The 18492-nt window shown below is 36.6% G+C and carries 20 protein-coding genes and 1 other RNA gene; 14 read left to right on the top strand and 7 right to left on the bottom strand.

What is annotated here, in order from left to right; translation table 11 throughout:
• Positions 1-12 precede the first annotated feature (12 nt).
• The 4 genes from M899_RS10515 to M899_RS10500 are packed head-to-tail and all read right to left on the bottom strand — an operon-like array spanning position 13 to position 3417.
• Positions 13-2142: an ATP-dependent DNA helicase RecG gene (locus M899_RS10515; RefSeq protein ID WP_021271408.1), complete on the bottom strand. Its 2130-nt coding sequence runs from the start codon at positions 2140-2142 to the stop codon at positions 13-15.
• The gene (gene greA, locus M899_RS10510; RefSeq protein WP_021271376.1) at positions 2114-2593 is read right to left on the bottom strand and encodes a transcription elongation factor GreA; all 480 of its coding nucleotides are present in this window, start codon (positions 2591-2593) and stop codon (positions 2114-2116) included. Before greA ends, M899_RS10515 begins: the two co-directional genes overlap by 29 nt.
• Positions 2594-2605: 12 nt before the next feature.
• On the bottom strand, positions 2606-2920 hold the full coding sequence (locus M899_RS10505; RefSeq protein ID WP_196801757.1) for a hypothetical protein: 315 nt from the start codon (positions 2918-2920) through the stop codon (positions 2606-2608).
• A complete protein-coding gene (locus tag M899_RS10500) occupies positions 2908-3417 on the bottom strand; it encodes a hypothetical protein (RefSeq protein ID WP_021271467.1) in 510 nt (169 codons plus the stop codon). The genes M899_RS10505 and M899_RS10500 overlap by 13 nt, the downstream gene beginning before the upstream one ends.
• A 155-nt stretch (positions 3418-3572) precedes the next feature.
• Here M899_RS10500 and M899_RS10495 point away from each other — a divergent pair, with 155 nt between their 5' ends.
• Entirely contained in the window at positions 3573-5300 is a 1728-nt protein-coding gene (locus M899_RS10495; RefSeq protein WP_021271383.1) for an ABC1 kinase family protein, read from the top strand.
• Here M899_RS10495 and M899_RS10490 read toward each other — a convergent pair.
• Positions 5297-6337, bottom strand: coding sequence for a GNAT family N-acetyltransferase (locus tag M899_RS10490; RefSeq protein ID WP_021271433.1), 1041 nt, complete (start codon positions 6335-6337; stop codon positions 5297-5299). The two genes, M899_RS10495 and M899_RS10490, sit on opposite strands and share 4 nt — an antisense overlap.
• A 289-nt stretch (positions 6338-6626) precedes the next feature.
• Between M899_RS10490 and M899_RS10485 the strand changes: the two genes are divergently transcribed.
• From M899_RS10485 to M899_RS10475, 3 genes are all read left to right on the top strand, one after another.
• Entirely contained in the window at positions 6627-7475 is an 849-nt protein-coding gene (locus tag M899_RS10485) for a flagellin N-terminal helical domain-containing protein (protein WP_021271425.1), read from the top strand.
• 266 nt (positions 7476-7741) lie between these two features.
• Positions 7742-8575 carry a flagellin N-terminal helical domain-containing protein gene (locus tag M899_RS10480; protein ID WP_021271430.1) on the top strand — a complete coding sequence of 278 codons (834 nt, stop codon included), beginning with the start codon at positions 7742-7744 and terminating at the stop codon, positions 8573-8575.
• A gap of 114 nt (positions 8576-8689) precedes the next feature.
• Positions 8690-9685 (top strand): sugar nucleotide-binding protein, encoded by a 996-nt coding sequence (locus M899_RS10475; RefSeq protein WP_021271409.1) that lies wholly within the window; start codon positions 8690-8692, stop codon positions 9683-9685.
• Here the strand turns inward: M899_RS10475 and M899_RS10470 are convergent.
• Both M899_RS10470 and ssrS read right to left on the bottom strand, forming a co-directional pair.
• Positions 9678-10205, bottom strand: coding sequence for a hypothetical protein (locus M899_RS10470; RefSeq protein ID WP_021271420.1), 528 nt, complete (start codon positions 10203-10205; stop codon positions 9678-9680). The two genes, M899_RS10475 and M899_RS10470, sit on opposite strands and share 8 nt — an antisense overlap.
• A gap of 65 nt (positions 10206-10270) precedes the next feature.
• Positions 10271-10454, bottom strand: a non-coding RNA gene (gene ssrS, locus M899_RS18230) — 6S RNA.
• 219 nt (positions 10455-10673) lie between these two features.
• Between ssrS and M899_RS10465 the strand changes: the two genes are divergently transcribed.
• From M899_RS10465 to M899_RS10425, 10 genes are all read left to right on the top strand, one after another.
• Entirely contained in the window at positions 10674-10865 is a 192-nt protein-coding gene (locus M899_RS10465) for a Flp/Fap pilin component (RefSeq protein ID WP_021271389.1), read from the top strand.
• Positions 10866-10971: 106 nt separating this feature from the next.
• Complete coding sequence (locus tag M899_RS10460) at positions 10972-11178, top strand: hypothetical protein (protein WP_021271445.1); 207 nt, start codon at positions 10972-10974, stop codon at positions 11176-11178.
• Between the two features lie 26 nt (positions 11179-11204).
• Complete coding sequence (locus M899_RS10455) at positions 11205-11681, top strand: prepilin peptidase (protein ID WP_155897184.1); 477 nt, start codon at positions 11205-11207, stop codon at positions 11679-11681.
• On the top strand, positions 11657-11962 hold the full coding sequence (locus M899_RS18570) for a hypothetical protein (protein ID WP_196801756.1): 306 nt from the start codon (positions 11657-11659) through the stop codon (positions 11960-11962). The genes M899_RS10455 and M899_RS18570 overlap by 25 nt, the downstream gene beginning before the upstream one ends.
• Positions 11904-12467, top strand: a complete 564-nt coding sequence (locus M899_RS10450) for a hypothetical protein (RefSeq protein WP_021271421.1) — start codon at positions 11904-11906, stop codon at positions 12465-12467. Before M899_RS18570 ends, M899_RS10450 begins: the two co-directional genes overlap by 59 nt.
• Before the next feature lie 2 nt (positions 12468-12469).
• Positions 12470-12982, top strand: coding sequence for a hypothetical protein (locus tag M899_RS10445; RefSeq protein ID WP_021271477.1), 513 nt, complete (start codon positions 12470-12472; stop codon positions 12980-12982).
• A gap of 79 nt (positions 12983-13061) precedes the next feature.
• Positions 13062-13868, top strand: a complete 807-nt coding sequence (gene cpaB / locus M899_RS10440; protein WP_021271483.1) for a Flp pilus assembly protein CpaB — start codon at positions 13062-13064, stop codon at positions 13866-13868.
• A 2-nt stretch (positions 13869-13870) separates the two neighbouring features.
• Positions 13871-15355 (top strand): pilus assembly protein N-terminal domain-containing protein, encoded by a 1485-nt coding sequence (locus tag M899_RS10435; protein WP_021271469.1) that lies wholly within the window; start codon positions 13871-13873, stop codon positions 15353-15355.
• A complete protein-coding gene (locus M899_RS18225; protein WP_021271455.1) occupies positions 15355-17586 on the top strand; it encodes an ATPase, T2SS/T4P/T4SS family in 2232 nt (743 codons plus the stop codon). The genes M899_RS10435 and M899_RS18225 overlap by 1 nt, the downstream gene beginning before the upstream one ends.
• Positions 17587-17593: 7 nt before the next feature.
• The gene (locus tag M899_RS10425) at positions 17594-18484 is read left to right on the top strand and encodes a type II secretion system F family protein (protein WP_021271443.1); all 891 of its coding nucleotides are present in this window, start codon (positions 17594-17596) and stop codon (positions 18482-18484) included.
• Positions 18485-18492: the final 8 nt, after the last annotated feature.

Here is an 18492-nt window from a genome sequence, read left to right as displayed (position 1 = left end):
TATTTGAAAAACTTAAATAGTGGAAAAAATCCTCACATCTTCGCTGAAATTCTTTATGAGATGCTCAATCTTAGGCGTTAGCAAATTTTCATGGGCCATTTTGAGGTAGTCTTCTCTTGCCATCACTAGGTATTGTGAGTGGTAGATTATATCTGCTATTTTTTTGCTTGTCTGAATACCTGATTGGTTTGTTCCAAAGAGGTCGCCACTACCGCGAATTTTCAGGTCTTCTTCTGCTATTTTGAACCCATCTGTATATTTCTCTATAACTTGGAGGCGGTTTAGAGTTTCGCCATTGATTTGTCGGTCGTTAACGAGAAAGCAAAATCCAGGCTTGTCACCTCTGCCAACTCTACCACGCATTTGGTGTAACGATGATAATCCAAATCTTTCAGGATTCATTATGGCCATAATCGTAGCATTAATAACGTTGATTCCAACTTCGATAACACTTGTCGCAACTAGAATATCAATTTTATGATCATTGAAATCTTGTAAAATAGAGGCCTTCTCATCTGATTTAAGCTGACCATGGAGGCCTGCAATTCTATATTCTGGAAAAAAATCTTTAAATCGATTATAGACTTTTTCCAAGTGAAGAATTTCTTGATCAACAGATTCATTTATAGCAGGAACTATTATATAAACCTGCTCTTTCATCTCGAGTCTTGTTTTCATGAATGATAAAAACTTATCAAAATTAAGTGGCGTAACAATGCGAGTTTGGCACCCTTTTCGACCTTGTGGCATTGTTTTAATGACAGAAATTTCTAAATCGCCATATTGTGTAAGACACAGTGAGCGTGGAATAGGTGTCGCAGTCATAATAAGACTATGGGAGCCTGCTGTTTTAGAAGTCAATTTTAACCTTTGATCTACTCCAAACTTATGTTGTTCATCAATAATTGAAAGGCCAAGGTGTTTAAATTCGATATTGTCTTGAATTAAGGCATGAGTCCCTATGATAAGATCAATTTCACCAGCTTTAAGTGCTTCTCTGATTTTTTTCTTTTGTGCCTCAGTAGTACTTCCAATGATTAATTCTATTTTAAAATTCTCGTTACTAAATATATGAGTAGCTTCTTTAAAGTGCTGTAGTGCCAATGACTCTGTAGGGCACATAAAAGCAACTTGATGACCATTTTTAATAACCATTAAAGAGCTAATTAAAGCGACAGAAGTCTTTCCACAACCTACATCACCTTGAATTAATCTCATCATAGGTTTCCCTGAAGTGAAATCGCTACGAATATTATCAAGAGCACTCTTTTGATCAGGCGTCAGATCATAGGGAAATATACTGCAATACTTTTGATAGTTATCATCATTCGTCGTGATAATTATCCCATTCGCCGCAGTAATCTTATTTTTTCGAATGGATATTTTTATTTGTTCAAGAAAAAATTCTTCATAAATAAGTCTTTCTTTGGCACGAGTAAATTTCTCTTCGCTCCAAGAATCGGCATCAACTTTTGCATGAATGATCTTAAAGGTTTCATTCAATGAGAGTAAATTACGCTCTTCAAGTAATTGAGTTGGAAGAGATTCTTCGATTTGATCCCATAAAAAAAGGGGGATCTTATCAATAATCTTTTTGATATTTGCAGTATTAACACCATTTACAGTTGGGTATTGAATTTTTAGACCTGACTGGGATTGATTTTCATTCTCTACATTTTTTTCAGAAATTTCAGGATTAAGAATTTGTTTTGATCCTTGAAACTCTGTTACGATACCTATGAATTGAATCAAATCAATTTTTTTAATTTTATCATATATTGATTGATAGCAATTAAACCATTTGAGAGTGATGATTCCGTCTGAGAAATCATCCTTGATAATGGCCGTCACATTGAGTAGAGGTGCTCTACCTTTGCCTTTCGCCTTAAAATTTGGTCTTGATTGAAGAGATATTACTTTCCCTTGCCCTCTAAAATATTCGCCTTCTTTCGCTGTGGAAAAATTTTGAACCAGTGGAATTTTATGAATTTTAAGAGGGATGAGCCAGAGAAGATCTTCAAGGATATTAAGGCCTGTGGCCTGAAGAGATTCTAACGATTTTCCCCCATTGATACCAGGTAAGGAATCAATGGGAGAATACCAATTATAATCTTTAGATAAATTCGATCGTTTCGACCTCATATTCAATATCGCCTTTCGGGGCCTTCACTATAACAGTGTCACCTTCTTCTTTACCAAGTAGAGCCTTTCCAAGCGGACTACTGAAAGAAATTCTTCCTTTATTCATGTCAGACTCATGCTCACCAACGATTTGATATTTCACACTTTCGTCTTTTTCAACATTTAAAAGAGTAACAGTAGCACCAAATACGATAGTTTCGCTATCAATTGATTTTACATCTATAACTTTTGAATTCGCAACTATACCTTGAAGTTGGGCAATGCGACCTTCTACGATACCTTGTTTTTCCTTGGCTGCATGGTACTCAGCGTTCTCTTTAAGATCTCCAAGCTCTCTAGCTTCAGAAATCGTAATACGTAATTCTTCTCGTACAATTTTTACTAGGTGATCAAGTTCTTTTTGAACTTTCTCATATCCTTCTTTTGTTATCGGTGTTCCATTTAAACTCATTATTTACTCCAATTAAAATTTAAAAAGGGCATTTGCTTTGGCAAGAAGGTCTTCCTTATCATTTCCTTCATTACCGCCCTTAAGAACAAAATAGTCGCAGAAGTTTGACTTCTCTTTTTCAACTATTCTGTCAGCACTAGGCTCTTTGCACTCGTTATATGCTGAAACATCATAAAAAGTACACATCTTGCAGCAGTGAATCGCGCTTGAGCAATGAGGACATTCATCACCTCTAAAAACTTTTGCGCCTGCGCTATAACCTGTTTCCTTATTACAGTGAAAGCATAAGACTTTTGTGCTGGCCTCTGTTGTCATTAAAAACTCCATTCTTTATTTAAAAAGAACTTATATCCCTCTCCATCTGAATTCCTTTGATTTTCGACCTCTGGTCCAAAGTAAATCCTTGGGAGATTTCTCTTATTGTATTCCTCAATGGCGCGGGCCAAATTTTTCTCATTTGATCTTTCATAAGTTTTTGCCATGAGAAAGTTGACTACGATAAGAGCAACACCTCCAATGGCAAGAGAATTTTTAGTAAAGCCTTCATTCTTGTTAACCAAGCCTCCGATGAGCATTGTTGTTCCCAGTGTCCCAAGAGCAGCGTTTTGCCATCGCGTTTTAGTTCCATCTTGATATTGATCAAGATATTTTTTAGCAACTTCATCTTTCTCGAGATGAAAGCGTAGGCCTTCACCTTTTTGAGTCGAGTTAGTGTCAACTAAGACTTCTTGGTAATTAACGATCGCGACACGACTACAAGTTTCTTGAGCAAAACTAGTAAAAGGTAGAAGTGCGATAAATAAATAACCAATAAATTTTCTCAACAATAACTCCGAAAGATTGAATCTTATATTTACCACTTTTGGCCCGTTTTTACTATGGGAATAAGATAATCGAGGGGAACGACATTACCACACTTGTTATTTGGTGTTCACAAACTAAAATATAACTATCCGAAATGTCTTAAAATGGAATTCTTATGGGCGTATTGCGTACAGGTTTGCAGTTAACAAAAACAATTAGAAATGTTGGAAGATTGAAAGAGATCGTTTCAGTGTTTATGAGAAATGGATTTGATAGTTTAGTTCTTAGAACTGCTGTGTCAAAAATCCCAGGAATCAACCTCCCTGAAAAAAAACAAGGCGTCGTTTTAATTGAAGACCATATTCATAGGGCTGAAGGTGATGAGTTTTATCAAGACCTTGGAAGACGTTTACGTTCATGTTTTGAAGAACTTGGTCCGGCCTTTATTAAATTTGGACAATTGTTAAGTTCTAGAGAAGATATTTTTCCTGCTGAATTTATAGAAGAGATGAAAATCCTTCGCGATAAAGTTAAGCCAGTTCCTTTTGCTGAAATTGAAGGAGTTCTCAATGAATCATTGGGGAAAAAGTGGCAGGATGTTTTTTCTGAAATACAAAAAGAAGCAATTGGCACGGCCTCAATTGGTGTTGTTTTTAAGGCAAAGCTACATTCAGGCGAGGATGTTGTCGTTAAGGTTAAAAGACCTGGGATCGAAAAAGATATTAAGACTGACTTATCAATTGTAATCTTTCTTGCCAGTCAATTAGAGAAGGCGAGCTCTGATATCCGCTATCTTGGAATATCAAGAGTGCTAAAAGACTTTTCGTTATCACTACAAAATGAGTTGAACTTCAATATTGAGGCCATGAGCTGTGAAAGATTCGCAATCAATATTGAGAAATATGACACAGAAAAAATATTTCATATTCCGAAGATATTTAGACAGCATTGTTCAACAGATGTTCTTGTGATGGAGTTTTTGCCTGGTTTTCCATTTAGCGATTCCGAAAAAGTGAATACAAAGATTCAAGATATCCAACATAAAATTGAAAACAGTGTTGGGATCATTATAAAAACTTTCCTACTTGATGGTTTTTTTCATGCAGATCTTCACGGAGGAAATTTCTTTTATCTCCCAGATGGAAAGATTGGATTAATTGATTATGGTCTAATGGGGACTTTAAGCAAGAAAAGTAGATTAAGTTTTGTGGCCATTCTTTATGCTCTTATTAGTAACGATTTTGAAAATTTGGTGTATGAATTTTTAGATGTCGCTGAATTTGATGCAATTCCAGATGTGGAAGTGTTGATTAAAGATGTTAGGGATTCGTTATCACCATTTATCGGATTAACTGTTCAGCAAACTGATTTCACTTTAGTTTTAAAAACATTATCAGATACTCTTCGAACACACAGAATTTATCTCCCGAGAGATTGGTTTATTGTATTTCGAGCATTGATGACTTTAGATGGTGTTGGCAAGTCATTGGACATGGATATTGATCTATTTAATCTTTTTACTAAAGACATAGGCGATATTGTAAAAAATAACTTTAAAAAAGAAGAGCTACTTGAAGATGCTGCTTGGTCTGCAAGAGATATTATTTCTTCATCTAGAGTTGTGCCAAGGCACTTGAGATGGTTTTTAAAAGAATGGTCAAAGAATGGTTACGCTTTTGAAATTATCCATAAGGGACATGAGAAACAGCTTTCAGCACTTAGTGCTTCGCTCATTTTTTTGGGCAACTCTATATTGAGTGGAATTGTTTTTATATCTGGTGTTTTTCTCATTAGAAATGAACAGATAACTTCATTGTCTTCAATACCAACCGTATCGTGGTTGTTTTGGGGGATTGCTGTTGTAATTATTTTAAACTCTTGGCGAATCGTTCGTAAGAACTAAATACTATCAACGCCTCCGATAAAAAGGGGGCGTAGTTTAGAAAGCTCCTGTGCTCTTCCTGGACCAAAAACCACTTGAATAAAATTCGCAGTGCTAAGTTCAAGCGTTCCACCTTCAAATGAAAATGTAACTTTGTTTTGCTCTATTTTCAGTATTTCGATGGCTTCATTCGTATAAGAGAAGATAAGATCTTTAAATAGTTCGTGAGAACCAATTTTCATAAAGCACGTATAAAGATTTTTAATACCTGGATACTTGTTGTACTTATGTTCTGGAATCCATATCTGATATTCTTTTAATCGATCTAGATAGTATTCAGCATTGTCTCTAAAAGCAATTTCATGAATGATCCCACTTAAGTCTTCTCCCTTATCTTTAAAGAAATACCCTTCAGTGATTTGTGCTCTTTTAATTAAGTAGAGCTCTGTAGATTTTATTTCATGTATTTCATTCCAGTGAGATTCGCTTCTCACTAAGCATAGACATTTATCTTGTATGCCAGCTTTATAAATCGATTTAACTTCATCAAAAGTTTCTTTGTCATCAAGAGATCCTTTTGCAATGAATTCTGGAGCTGATTTAAAATCAAATATATTATTTCCCATTTGATTAATGCTACCAGCTTGATAGAAGCCAAACTTCTCATAGAGAATACTTTGATCTGACCATAAAAGAATAAGTGCATTTTTTTCAATATAGCTTTGTAAACATTCTTCAAAAAAAACTTTAAAAAGACCTTGCCCTCTAAGTGATTCATCGACACAGATGCCACCAACGAGTACGACTGGGAAAGTTTTCTTTTCTATTATGAGTTCACGTTCTTTGAAGCCTATATGTGCAATAACTTTTTTTTCATTGTTAATAAGAATGTGATTGTTTCTAAAATTATTCGGATTCATTAGAGGATAGAAATCTATTTCGAAATGATTTTTATCATTATAGTGAAGAGAAGTTTCGATTAATCGAAGCGTATCTTTATAGTACTCTGGATGTTTGGCCAGACTTGAATGAGAAAAATTCATTAATTTAGATTTCATTGCTTAAATTTTAATCAATATTCGACTTTTTTTGTGAGAAATATTGTCTAAATTTCTTAAAAATGTCTGACTGATTGAGTCTGGTTAGTGGGTTAAGTTGTTGTATTTATATGGTTTTTAGTGTTTAAGTTTTTTTCAAAAAAAATGTTCATTTTTTTTACATTTTTTCTAAAGTTATTTTTCAGCCCGTCGATATGAAACATGAGAACTTTTTGTGGGACGGAACTCACAGAATTTAAAAGTCTCTCAGTAGGAAGGATTCTTACTGGACCCAATCAAGGAGGATGTGATGGGACTTCGTATTAACACAAACGTAGCGTCGCTAAATGCTCAGAGGAATTTGAGTGGGACGCGTCTATCGATGAACAAATCTTTAGAGAAATTGTCATCGGGTCAAAGAATTAACCGTGCAGGGGATGACGCTGCTGGTTTAGCAATCTCGGAAAACCTTAAAGCTCAAATTAGAGGTCTAGGCCAAGCGGAAAGAAACGCTGAAGACGGTATCTCTCTAGTTCAGATCGCTGAAGGTGCCCTAGGTGAAGTATCAAACATTTTAATTCGTCTAAGAGAGCTTTCTGTACAAGCTGCTTCTGATACTATCGGAGCAACTGAAAGAAAATTCCTTAACGTTGAATTTGAACAGTTAACATCAGAGATCGACCGTATCGCTAACTCAACTGAGTTCAACAGAGTACCTCTATTAAATGGTACTGGTGCGGTATTTGATATCCAAATCGGAACGAGAAATGACCCTATAAGTGACCGTCTAACTTTCGATGCATCAAGTGCAGACGTAAACGTAGCGGCCCTAGGTCTAAACCTTGCCTCAGTTGCTGATAAGATTTCTGCCCAGAACTCTCTATCTTCAATTGACCAAGCGATTGTTTCTGTTTCAGGTATCAGAGCTGACTTTGGTGCTCTTCAGAACAGACTTCAGTCAACAATTAACAACATTGCAACGAGTGTAGAGAACCTCTCAGCAGCAAATTCTCGTGTTAGAGACACAGACGTAGCAGCTGAAACAGCGGAACTAACTAAGCAAAACATTCTAATGCAAGCTGGTACTTCAGTGTTGTCACAAGCAAACACAAGTACAAAGAGTGCATTGAATCTAATCCAGGCGGCTTCTCAAGGATAATTGAGATAGCCCCACAGGATTAAATTGACTTAGTAATTAGTAAAGCTTTGAGGTGATTATGACTAGTACAACAGGATAATTCCTGAAAGGCAGTCGTCCATCCTGCAAGTAGATGACGGCCTCGAAATACAAAAAAAGAAGAAGAAAAGAAAGACTAGTTAAATTTAAAAAAGCTTAAAGTAGAAAATAAAAAATTAACAATTATAGGAGAGCATGATGCTCTCGACACTAAACAGGAGGTTTGAGATGTTTGAAGGAGATTAATCATGGGTTTAAGAATAAATACAAACGTATCTTCGCTATCTGCGCAAAGAACGTTAAGTGTAACAAATAGAAATTTGAACGATAACTTAAGAAAGCTCTCAAGTGGTGAGCGTATCACGAGAGCAGGCGACGACGCCGCTGGTTTAGCAATTAGTGAAAACTTAAGAGCACAAATCAGAGGTTTAGGACAGGCCAAGAGAAACGCGAACGATGCAATTTCTCTTATCCAGACGGCCGAAGGAGGATTGAGTGAGATATCTAACATCATTATCAGACTTAGAGAGCTCTCTGTTCAATCTGCCAACGACACGCTTGGAAATGACGAGAGAAGATTCGCAGACATCGAGTTTCAAAATCTCAAAGAGGAGATTGATCGAATCGCAAGATCAAGTGAGTTTAACGGACTCAAACTTCTCGATGGGACAAGTGGACGCATGGAATTCCAAGTTGGAATTAACAATGATCCAATCCTCGACAGATTGTCGTACGATGGAACAGGGTCAGATGCAACACTTGCTTCACTTGGATTGTCAGCCGAAACTATCGGATCTAAAGAAGGCTCACAAGCTTCACTTAAGAAACTTGACGATGCCCTTGTTCAGGTCAACGGTGTTAGGGCAAACCTTGGTGCGCTTCAAAACAGAATGCAATCTACGGTTAACAACCTAGGTGTAAGTGAAGAAAACTTAAGTGCTGCGAAGTCGCGAATTAGAGATGTAGATGTTGCTTCAGAGTCAGCTGAAATGACGAAGAACAATATTTTGATGCAAGCTGGTGCATCTGTGCTTGGACAAGCAAATCAGACACCAAACATTGCTTTAAGTTTATTAAAATAATTAGTCTTTCTTTGAGCTCTTGGCCTTGAATGAGGCAAGAGCTCCTTCTTTATTTTGCAAAAACGCAAATTCTTCCTCATTATCTAAAGTTCCAAATACCATTAAAATAGACAAATGAACGATGTAACGACAATTGTTCCAAAAAGAAAAAAAACAATACTTATTTTTGGAATATCATCATTTCTTGGGTCTAATCTTGCTGAGTTTTTGAAAAAAGACTTTCGTATTATTGGTACCTTTAACAAAACGCCAGTACACATACCTGGTGTGTTGACCATTCCTTGTGATGTCCTTCAAAAAGATGAAGTCCAGCTTGTGCTTTTCGCGTTTAAGCCAGACATTGCTATATACGCAGTAGGGATGTCTTCTCTTGTTGATTGTGCTCTAAGGGAAGATATGGCCGATGCCTTGAATACATCAGGACTCTTTAATGTTGTAGACTATTGCGCTCGTTATAAAACTCAAATTTGCTATATTTCTTCAGGTTTTGTTTTTTCAGGAGAGAAGAAGAAGTATTTAGAGATGGATATACCTGACCCAAATACTTCATATGGTAAAACTCAAGCATCTGCAGAATTCTACGTTCAAAAAACATCACTGAACTATGTTCTTTTTAGATGTTGCAAACTCTATGGGCGCTCAATTACACCAAAGCGACATACTTGGTTTGAACTCATCCAAAGAGGATTAAATAAAAAAGACCACGTGATGCTAGATGATTATGTGAACACAGGATTTTTGGATGTTTACTATCTTGCAATGATTCTAAAAATTTGTTTTGAAAAAGAAGTAAAAAATAGATTATTTCAAATATCCTCTACAGATCAGATGTCTATGTATTCTTTTGCTAAAAAGTATGCGGAGACCTTTTCTGATAATCCTACATTTATTGATAAGGGTAAGTGGACCTTTCCAATTCTTGCAAGTCAGGCCGCTACTCACGTCGCGGAGAACTTCTACTATGATATGGATGTTTCCAATATTGAAGGGTTTTTAAATATTAAAATGCCTACAATTGAAGAATCAATTCAATATTCTTTTGGCCGATTTAAAGGTGTCAAAAAGACTGCCTCAGGTCAGAAAAAAAGTGATGGAGTCAATTTTATCTAGCAGAGTTTTTGATGAACTCTGTTAGGTAATGACGAACTAGTGCATCCACATCAACAATCTCACCAGCAAATCTCCAAGTGATTTTATTAAATGGACCAACGTGTGCTCTGATTTCGTGTAGACTAGGGGCTCCATGATCTTCTTCATGTGATAGTCTAGCAGAAAAGAGATCTTTCCCATTAGCAAGAAAGCCAATAGTAATAAGGTCGTGGGCCTTGCGAGCAAATATTAGGCGTAGTGAATTTCTAAAGAGCATAAAGTCATTCACTGTATTTGAAATTTTAAAAATTTTAATGCCACCATTTTGAACACCACGGTATTCATTAAATCTCGAAACGTAGATTTCAAAACGATCTCTCAATTGATTCATGAAATCAATTGACGATTCTTCTAGCAAAAATGCTGGATTGAGATGATTGTTGAAACTGATAATTCCTGACTCTTCCATGTTGAGTTCTTCAAGGGCCAGGTTTTCAATCCATTTTGTCGAGATATGTTCAGGTGAAATAAAGTTTTCCATAAACTTAATAATGAAGCTTCAGCATTTGACTGTCAATAACAGGGTTAGTGATCACGAAGGTTTATGACGGGTCCAGTAGGTGATCTTTCGGTTCCGCCCGTCATATGACAGGTGGCAGCAGTTGTTAATTACTTTAGGCTTCTCACTGAACTCAATACATGAATTATGAGCTTGCTCACCGTAATCAGGGACCGCTCCGAATAAACTATTTGTAGGGCGAAACTCGTATTTGCCAACTACCGGACCCAATTCACATTATACAGCTTTTTAAATTGGCCGACTATCAAATCTGTAATGGACCTGTCATTTCTATAGGTTATGGCGAAAATAAGTTATTTTTCAACAAAAACACTGATTTTATTGCCTCTTGCGTTATAATAATTGTTAAGAGAGCTTCTTAGTTAAAAAAATCCTCAACTTTTTTGGAGGGGTTTACGATAAGACTAGTAGTTCTTAAGAGGAGTGAATATGGAGAAGTTTAAAGAATTTCTCAGAAACGAAGATGGACAGACCTCAACAGAGTATATTCTGTTAGTGGCCGTAGTTGCATTGATCGTTTTCAGATTTAAGAAAAGTGCTGAAGGTCAGTTAACGAAATTGACTGAAGGTATTTTTGGTAAAGCTAATGAAGAAATCATGAGTGGGTTCGACGAAATCTAAGATCAATTTGTATCTTAAGTTTTTCGAACTCACATTTCTATAGCTTAGGGAGGGAATAAGATTCCTTCTCTTTGTCGTTTATTTGATATTCAATTAAAATTAATCCATGAAAAAGCAAAAGGGGCAGGCCCTCATTGAATATCTTATTATCTTTGGATTTTTAGCCGTCATTTCAGTGAATATGGTTAAGATCATCAGTACTTCATTTGGGACATATATTGGCGGACTGGCCTATCAATTAACTCAGCAGCTATCTGTTGGAGCCTGTAATCGTAACTGTTTTCATAATGGTTACATCAATAAAAGGTTCTAATGATTTTTACAACTCTGTTCATATTCATGATTATTGAACTTTTAATAGTGTCCTATGTTGATTTGAAGGTTCGTAAAGTCGCAAATATCTGGAGTGTATTCCACATTTTAATTTTTGGATTAATCACTTCATATAATGCCATGAATGGAATATTTGATTGGAAGGCCTTAGTCATACCAGTTTGTTTTGTAACAGTAGGGTTTATTCTTTTTGTATTTAACGTTGCTGGTGCAGGGGACGTAAAGTTCATTTCTAGCTTTTTACTCATATTAAGTGAGCGCCAACAGATTGAGTTTTTATACTATTTAACTTGGATAACAGTAATTGTAGGTGGAACCCTCGCCATTAAAAATATTATTTTAAATAGAGAAAAAATTTTGGTTTACTTGGGTATAAAAGAGAAGAAAATAATTGCAGGTGTGTTTGGAAAAAAATTTCCTTATACTCCATTAGTGTTGTTAGCTTGGATAGTATTTGGATGCAAAGAACTAAATCTGATTTAAGAAAAAAACAGGCAGGACAAAGTACCGTAGAGTATATTTTATTACTCTCAGTTCTTGTTACCTTAGGAATGACTATATTTAGAAGTCAGCCCTTCTTGAAACTATTTGGACCAAATTCTCAGGTTTTTGATATACTAAGAAGGAAAGTTGAATATTCTTACCGTCATGGAGTTGATGGGGTTAACTTAAATGTTAATGGCTATGCAGGAGCGCATGATACATATGATCTTGAAAGCGGCGAAAAGAGATTCTTTACACCGATCAAAACATACCCAGATTAGTGAAGCTGGGCAATCGACGATTGAATTTCTAACGACATTTATTTTTGCAGCTGGATTTATTTTCTTATTTGTAAGATTGTCTCTTTCCTATACCAATGGCTACCTTGTTCATTATGCCAACTATATGGCCAGTCGCACATATCTCGTGTTTGACGATAATTTATCAAATCCAATTGGAACAGATGCAATTGCATTTAATGAAGCAAAGAAAACTTTCTTGAGTTATAGAGTTGGTCTTTTTATTCCTGGTATTGATGACAAAATCTCAGTTAATGATCCCCAGACAGTAGGGAAAAAATATTATGTAGGTACTGTCGTTAATTTTACACAACGATTTCCTTCTCCAATGCTTATCGGTGCAGGAAAAGAGATGAATCTAGTTTCAGAATCTTTTCTTGGTAGGGAGCCAAGTCGTTTTGAGTGTCTGACCCAAGTTTGTAGTGCAATAACTAGTGTCATCGGATCTTGTGAAACCCATGCCACATTCTTTGATAACGGATGCTAGCAATGAGAGAGCGTAGAGATGATTTAAATCCAAAGGAAAGTGGTCAAGCTCTATTTGAGTTCATTATTTTTTTACCTCTATTAATGTATCTCGTAACAGTACTTATTAACTCGGGTAATGCGATTAATGCATCTATTAATCAACAAAAAGCAACTCGGGGTTATGCTTATACAAATCTACTGTTAAGTAATTCAACATTTCCAACAGCAGAGGATTTAAGAATTTACACTCAAGCTGGAGCAACTCAGTCAGCTGTTTTTGTTGTCGGCTATGGTGCATTCAAAAGTGCGGGCTCCGGTAATGATCAATACGGGGGCTCTTGTTATAAATATAATAGAATTCCTGGTGCTCAAATACCTCAAGAAGAATGTGAGGATCAAAATGTAGAGGTCATCACAGACTTTGTTAGAGTATTTACTTTCTATGGCCTGTGTGGAGAAACCTATAAAATAGATAACAATATTTATACTCGAAGCTACTTCCAAAGAGGCTTTGGGAGCTGCATCATCAAGTAAGAGCATTTATTGCCGCCTTCTTTAGAAATCCTTAGATGTTAAAATTTAATTAAAACGAGGATTTAGGTAAAGAGGCCCTATGAATACACGTTCATTCACATTAGCTTTGGTTATTTCGTTATTTGCCATGTTCATGGTTTATACATACGTAGAAGATCAAAAAACACATTTTACAAAACTCTATGGAACAATGAGTTCAGTTGTCGTTGCAAAAACAGATATTAAAGAGTTTGAGCTTATTGATGATTCAAAAGTTACAGTTAAAAACGTTCCGCAAAACTTTTTAGCGCCCGGACACTTTAAAACAATGAGAGAAGTTGAAAATACGGTTGCGACAGTTCCGATTTTGAAAGGTGAACAAATTACAAAACCGAGATTAACTTTTCCTGGTGAGAAAACGGGTCTTTCTCGAGAAGTTTCAGTTGGGAAAAGAGCGATTGCGATTAGTTTAAATGATCAACAGGCCGTAAGTAAGCTTATTAAGCCAGGTGATAGAGTCGATGTAATTGCAGCTCTTGATTATTCATCAGGGCAAAAAGATAAGCAGGCGGCAAAGACAATTTTACAAGACGTTCGCGTTCTTTCTACTGGTATGAGTGTATCGAATAACCTACCTATCATTGGTGTTGAAACACCAACAGTAATTAAGAAAATGCATTTAAATACATATTCAAGTTACAACACTGTAACGCTTGAGCTTGATCCATTTCAAGTGCAAAAAGTCTTTTTCCTATTAACTTATGGGTCATTCAAACCAATTCTAAGTTTAAGGAACGTAAACGATAAGCAAAAAGTAAATATTGGTGACACAAGACTTTATGATGTTCTTGGAGAAGATGCTGCACTTAAAGCAAAACAATTTTTCTCTGACAAATATAAGCAATAAATATGAAAAAATACCTATTTGTAATTCTAGCATTGATAACAATAAATACTTTCTCGCAGGAAGCTCAAGAGGTTCCTGAGAAGATCGTTGATATTGTTTTGGGGATTGATCACATTGAAAAATTAGACTTTGCCCCTTCGACGAAAGTTCAAATTGGTAATGAATCAATTCTAAACTATCAGCTTATTCCTCAGAAAAGAGAGATTACTTTTAAAGGAAGAAAGCCTGGTAAGACTTCTTTAACAATTAGAAATACAGTTGGTGATATTAAAGCAAAATATCTTATTAATATTACGGCAAATGATCAGTCTACTGTTGTACAAAAACTTAAAGATTTCCTCGGTGACGTTGAAGGTCTTGAGATTGGTGTAAAAGGTGATCTGGTTTACATTGGTGGAAACATAGTTGTTCCCAATGATATTGGACGCGTTGTTACTATCTTGGAAAAATATCCTGATGTCCTATCACTAGTTGAGCTTTCACCACAAACTCAAAGAGTTATTGCTAAAAAAATGCAGGAAGAAATTCAAAAAAGTGCCATGAGAGATGTAACTGTAAGAGTTGTTAATGGTGCCTACTGGTTAGAGGGTATTGTAACAAATGCAAATGATAAAGTTCGTGCCGAGCAAATTGCTGTTGCATATATCCCAGACAGAATTGAAAGTTTGGCCAGAAGAAAAGATGCGGTCCAAACTTCGAGTCAGAAGGCGATTATAAATAACTTTATTGTTGTTAATGAAAAAAGTCAGCCACAGCCGCCGCCAAAATTGATTAAAATTACAGCTCAATTTGTAGAATTAACAAAATCATACAATAAGCTTTTTGGTTTCAAATGGACTCCAACTCTAAGTGACGGTGGTGGAAGTGTTAGTTTCGGTAAAACAACGGATGGTGGTGTGACTACAAAATCTGATGGGACACTTACTGGAACGATTTCAAACCTATTTCCGAAGTTGTCATCAGCCAAGGCCGCTGGATATGCAAGAGTTATCCAATCTGGGATTATCGTTACTAAAAACCAAACAAGAGGAACTCTGAAGAAAAGTTCGACAAAAACTTTTGGTGTAGGAACTCAAGAATTTACGAGAGCAGAAAGTGTTGAGGCCGGATTTAATTTAAACGTGACACCAACTATTCTAGCAGGGGAAAGTATTGATCTTGCTCTAGGGATTTCGGTCAGCTCGACTCAAGGTAATCCGCCAGAAAAATTTGCGAACGATATTAGTACATCAGTTGTTGTTAAATCTAAAGAATCAGCTGTCGTTGGTGGAGTTGTCGTAAGTTCTAGTACAACTTCTTATGATAAAGATTCACCTAATGGTGTTGATCAAGTTGAAAATGGTACAGGCTTTCTCTCTTTCATCAGGTCTAAAGGATATACAACTGCCAAAAGTCAGTTTGTTGTCTTCGTCACTCCTGAGATCATTCAGTCGGCCTCACAGGGTACTGAAGAAATACAAAGAAAGTTTAGAAGGAGAACAAGATAATGGCCAAAGGTCACATTATCACAGTAATTGGAGCTAAGGGCGGACAAGGGAAATCTCAATTTGCTGCCAACTTAGCTTTTGCATATGCCACAGAAGCACGCATGAAAGTTCTTTTTATGGACTTTGATCAACGAGCTAGTGGGGATCAAAACTTTATTACAGGTATCAAACCTAAAAAAACAGTACGCGATATTGCTTCTTTTGGTGGAGCAATTGATCCAAAAAGTATTATTCAATTCATAACTCCGCATCCAAGTGGCGTCAATTATATCAGTATGCCAACTGATCCTAATGAAAGTGACTCTATTGATTCAGAAGGAATGGGGAAAACACTTAAGGCCGCGACTGGTTTGTTTCCTATAACGATCATTGATGGTGGATCTGAGCTGACACCATTAACACTAAAGGCATTAGAGTTTTCTACAATGATCTTTATGGTTGTGACTCCAGATATTCTTGCTTTGAATCAGACTAAGAGAATGTACTCAGATCTTGTAACGATGCTTTTTCCTAAAGATATGATTCAAGTCATTGTGAATCAAAATCAAAAGGGACATCCTGTTACAACTGAGGTTATTGGGAAAACGATCGGAAAACCAGTTTTTGCTGCAGTTCCAAAAGACGAACAAACATGTGTCCTTGCTCTAAACCAAAAAAAGCCTGCCGTACTTGTTGCAAAAGGAAGTGCTTTTTCTCGCGGTGTTATTGAGTGTGTAAGTAAAATTCAACAAAAGAATATTCTTAGAACTCTAGAAGCGATTGCTCGTCCCAAAGATATGGGGCAAGCGGCAGATTCTGGAGGAGGAGCGTCTGGTGGTCCAGTCGATCCAAAATCTAAAAACGTTTGGACTGATTTAAAGTCCAGAATTCACAAAGCGCTTGTTGATGAAATGGATCTTAAAAAAACTGATGATTCAGATCCTAAGGCGCAAGTTATTTTACGTGAACAAACGAAGAAAAAAGTCGTAGAAATTCTTGGTAAAGAAGATACGAAGTCAATTCTGAAAAGTCGTGAAGATATGAACAGAATTGTAAAAGAAGTTCTAGATGAAGCACTAGGGCTTGGACCACTAGAAGATCTTCTGGCCGATAAAGAGTGTTCAGAGATCATGGTTGTTGGACCTAATAAAATCTACTATGAACATGGTGGTAAGATTAAAAAGTCTGATATTACCTTCACAAATGATAGGCAAGTTCTAAACGTAATTGAAAGAATTGTTGCTCCAATTGGTCGTCGTATTGATGAGAAAACTCCTTATGTAGATGCTCGTCTTAAAGATGGATCACGTGTACACGCTATTATCCCACCTTCAGCAATTGATGGTTGTGTAATTACAATCAGAAAATTCCCAGAGCACCGACTGACATACAAAGATTTTGTTAAATTTGGTACTCTAACTCAGAATATGGCCGACTTTATGAGAATTGCAGTTGAGGCCCATAGAAATATTATCGTAAGTGGTGGTACTGGTTCCGGTAAAACGACTCTTGTAAATATCTTGGGTGGTTTCATTCAGGCCAATGAACGTATCATTACGTGCGAAGACTCTGCCGAGCTTAACTTTCCTCAAGATCATATTGTTCGATTAGAAACACGTCCGCCATCTTTAGAAGGCGATGGGGAAATTGATATCCGCTGTCTTGTAAAACAAACCCTAAGGATGAGACCAGATAGAATTGTCGTTGGTGAGTGTCGTGGTGGTGAAACTCTTGATATGCTTCAGGCCATGGGAACTGGTCACGACGGCTCTATGACAACAGTTCACTCAAATAATCCTAGAGAGTGTATTGGTCGTATTGAGACTCTTGTTCAGTATGCTGGTGCTGGTTTAACTCCTAAGGCCATTCGTGAAATGATTGCAGCTGCTGTTCATATTATTATTCAGCAAAAACGTCTTGATGATGGATCGAGAAAGATCACTCACATTACAGAAATTGGTGGAATGCAAGGTGATGTCGTTACATTGCAGGATATTTATACTTTCAACCAAAAAGACATGGATAAAAACGGGAAGATTATCGGTGAATTTCAAGCGAGTGGTTTCATTCCTAAATTCATCGAGATCCTCGAAAAGAAAGGTTACAACATTCCTCGTGGGCTATTTAGTAATACGCCTTCGGCGCCTGTTGCACAAACTCCACAGTCGGGCCCTGGAAATCAAGGGGCTCCAAGACCAGGTGGACCAGCGCCAGGCGGAAAGGTACCACCTAAAAAGCCGATTAAGAAGTAGGTAAGAGATGTCTGTATTTTTAGAATTGTTAGGACAAAAAGGTATGATTGGTCTCGTTGGGATCATGATTTTTGCATTCAGTTTTAAGTATGCAGTAAATATTTTTGAATTCATTGAAAGGCAAACGCTTGGAACGAGAACGTATATTCTCGAAAAACTAGAGTTGTTATTCATTGAGATTGATCCAAATAAAATCACTTATGCTCTGTTGGCCCTATCTGTTGGTTCGGGTGCAATCACTATTCTTTTGTTTGGAGCTATTGGAAAGTGGATTCTTGGTCTAATCATGGGCCTAATTATGACATTTCTAGGCTTTAAAATTCCTAAGCCTTTTATGGATTATTTAGTTGAGAAAAGAATTAAAAAATATGCCGCACAAATGGTCGATGCCATGACCCTTCTTTCGAACGGAATTAGGGCCGGTTTATCACTACCACAGGCGGTAGGGATGGTTGTAGATGAGATGCCAGCACCCATATCTCAAGAATATAATCTGATTTTACAACAAAATAGAATTGGTGTGCCATTAGAAGAGTGCTTTGAAAACCTCGCCAAAAGAGTGCCGACAGAAGATAACGATATGTTTGTATCGAGTGTTAATATCTTGAGGGAGACAGGGGGTAACCTTGCTGAAGTTTTTGACACTATTGTTGATGTAATTCGAGAGCGTGTTCGTTTACAGCAGAAGGTTGATACCTATACGGCACAAGGGAAATTTCAAGGGTTTACAATTGCATCGATGCCGTTTGCAATAGGTATTATTTATTACTTTTCGGACCCGCGATCTATGGAAAGGATGTTTGAAAAGCCACTTGGTATTATAATAATGATCGGTGCTTTACTCCTAACAATAGCGGGACTTACCGTAATTATGAAGATTGTGAAGATTAAAATTTAATATATTCC

The organism is Bacteriovorax sp. BSW11_IV, assembly GCF_000447755.1.
Lineage (GTDB): Bacteria > Bdellovibrionota > Bacteriovoracia > Bacteriovoracales > Bacteriovoracaceae > BSW11-IV.
The sequence above is the reverse complement of the archived record's forward strand: the minus strand, read 5'-3'. Positions and strand labels throughout refer to the sequence as shown.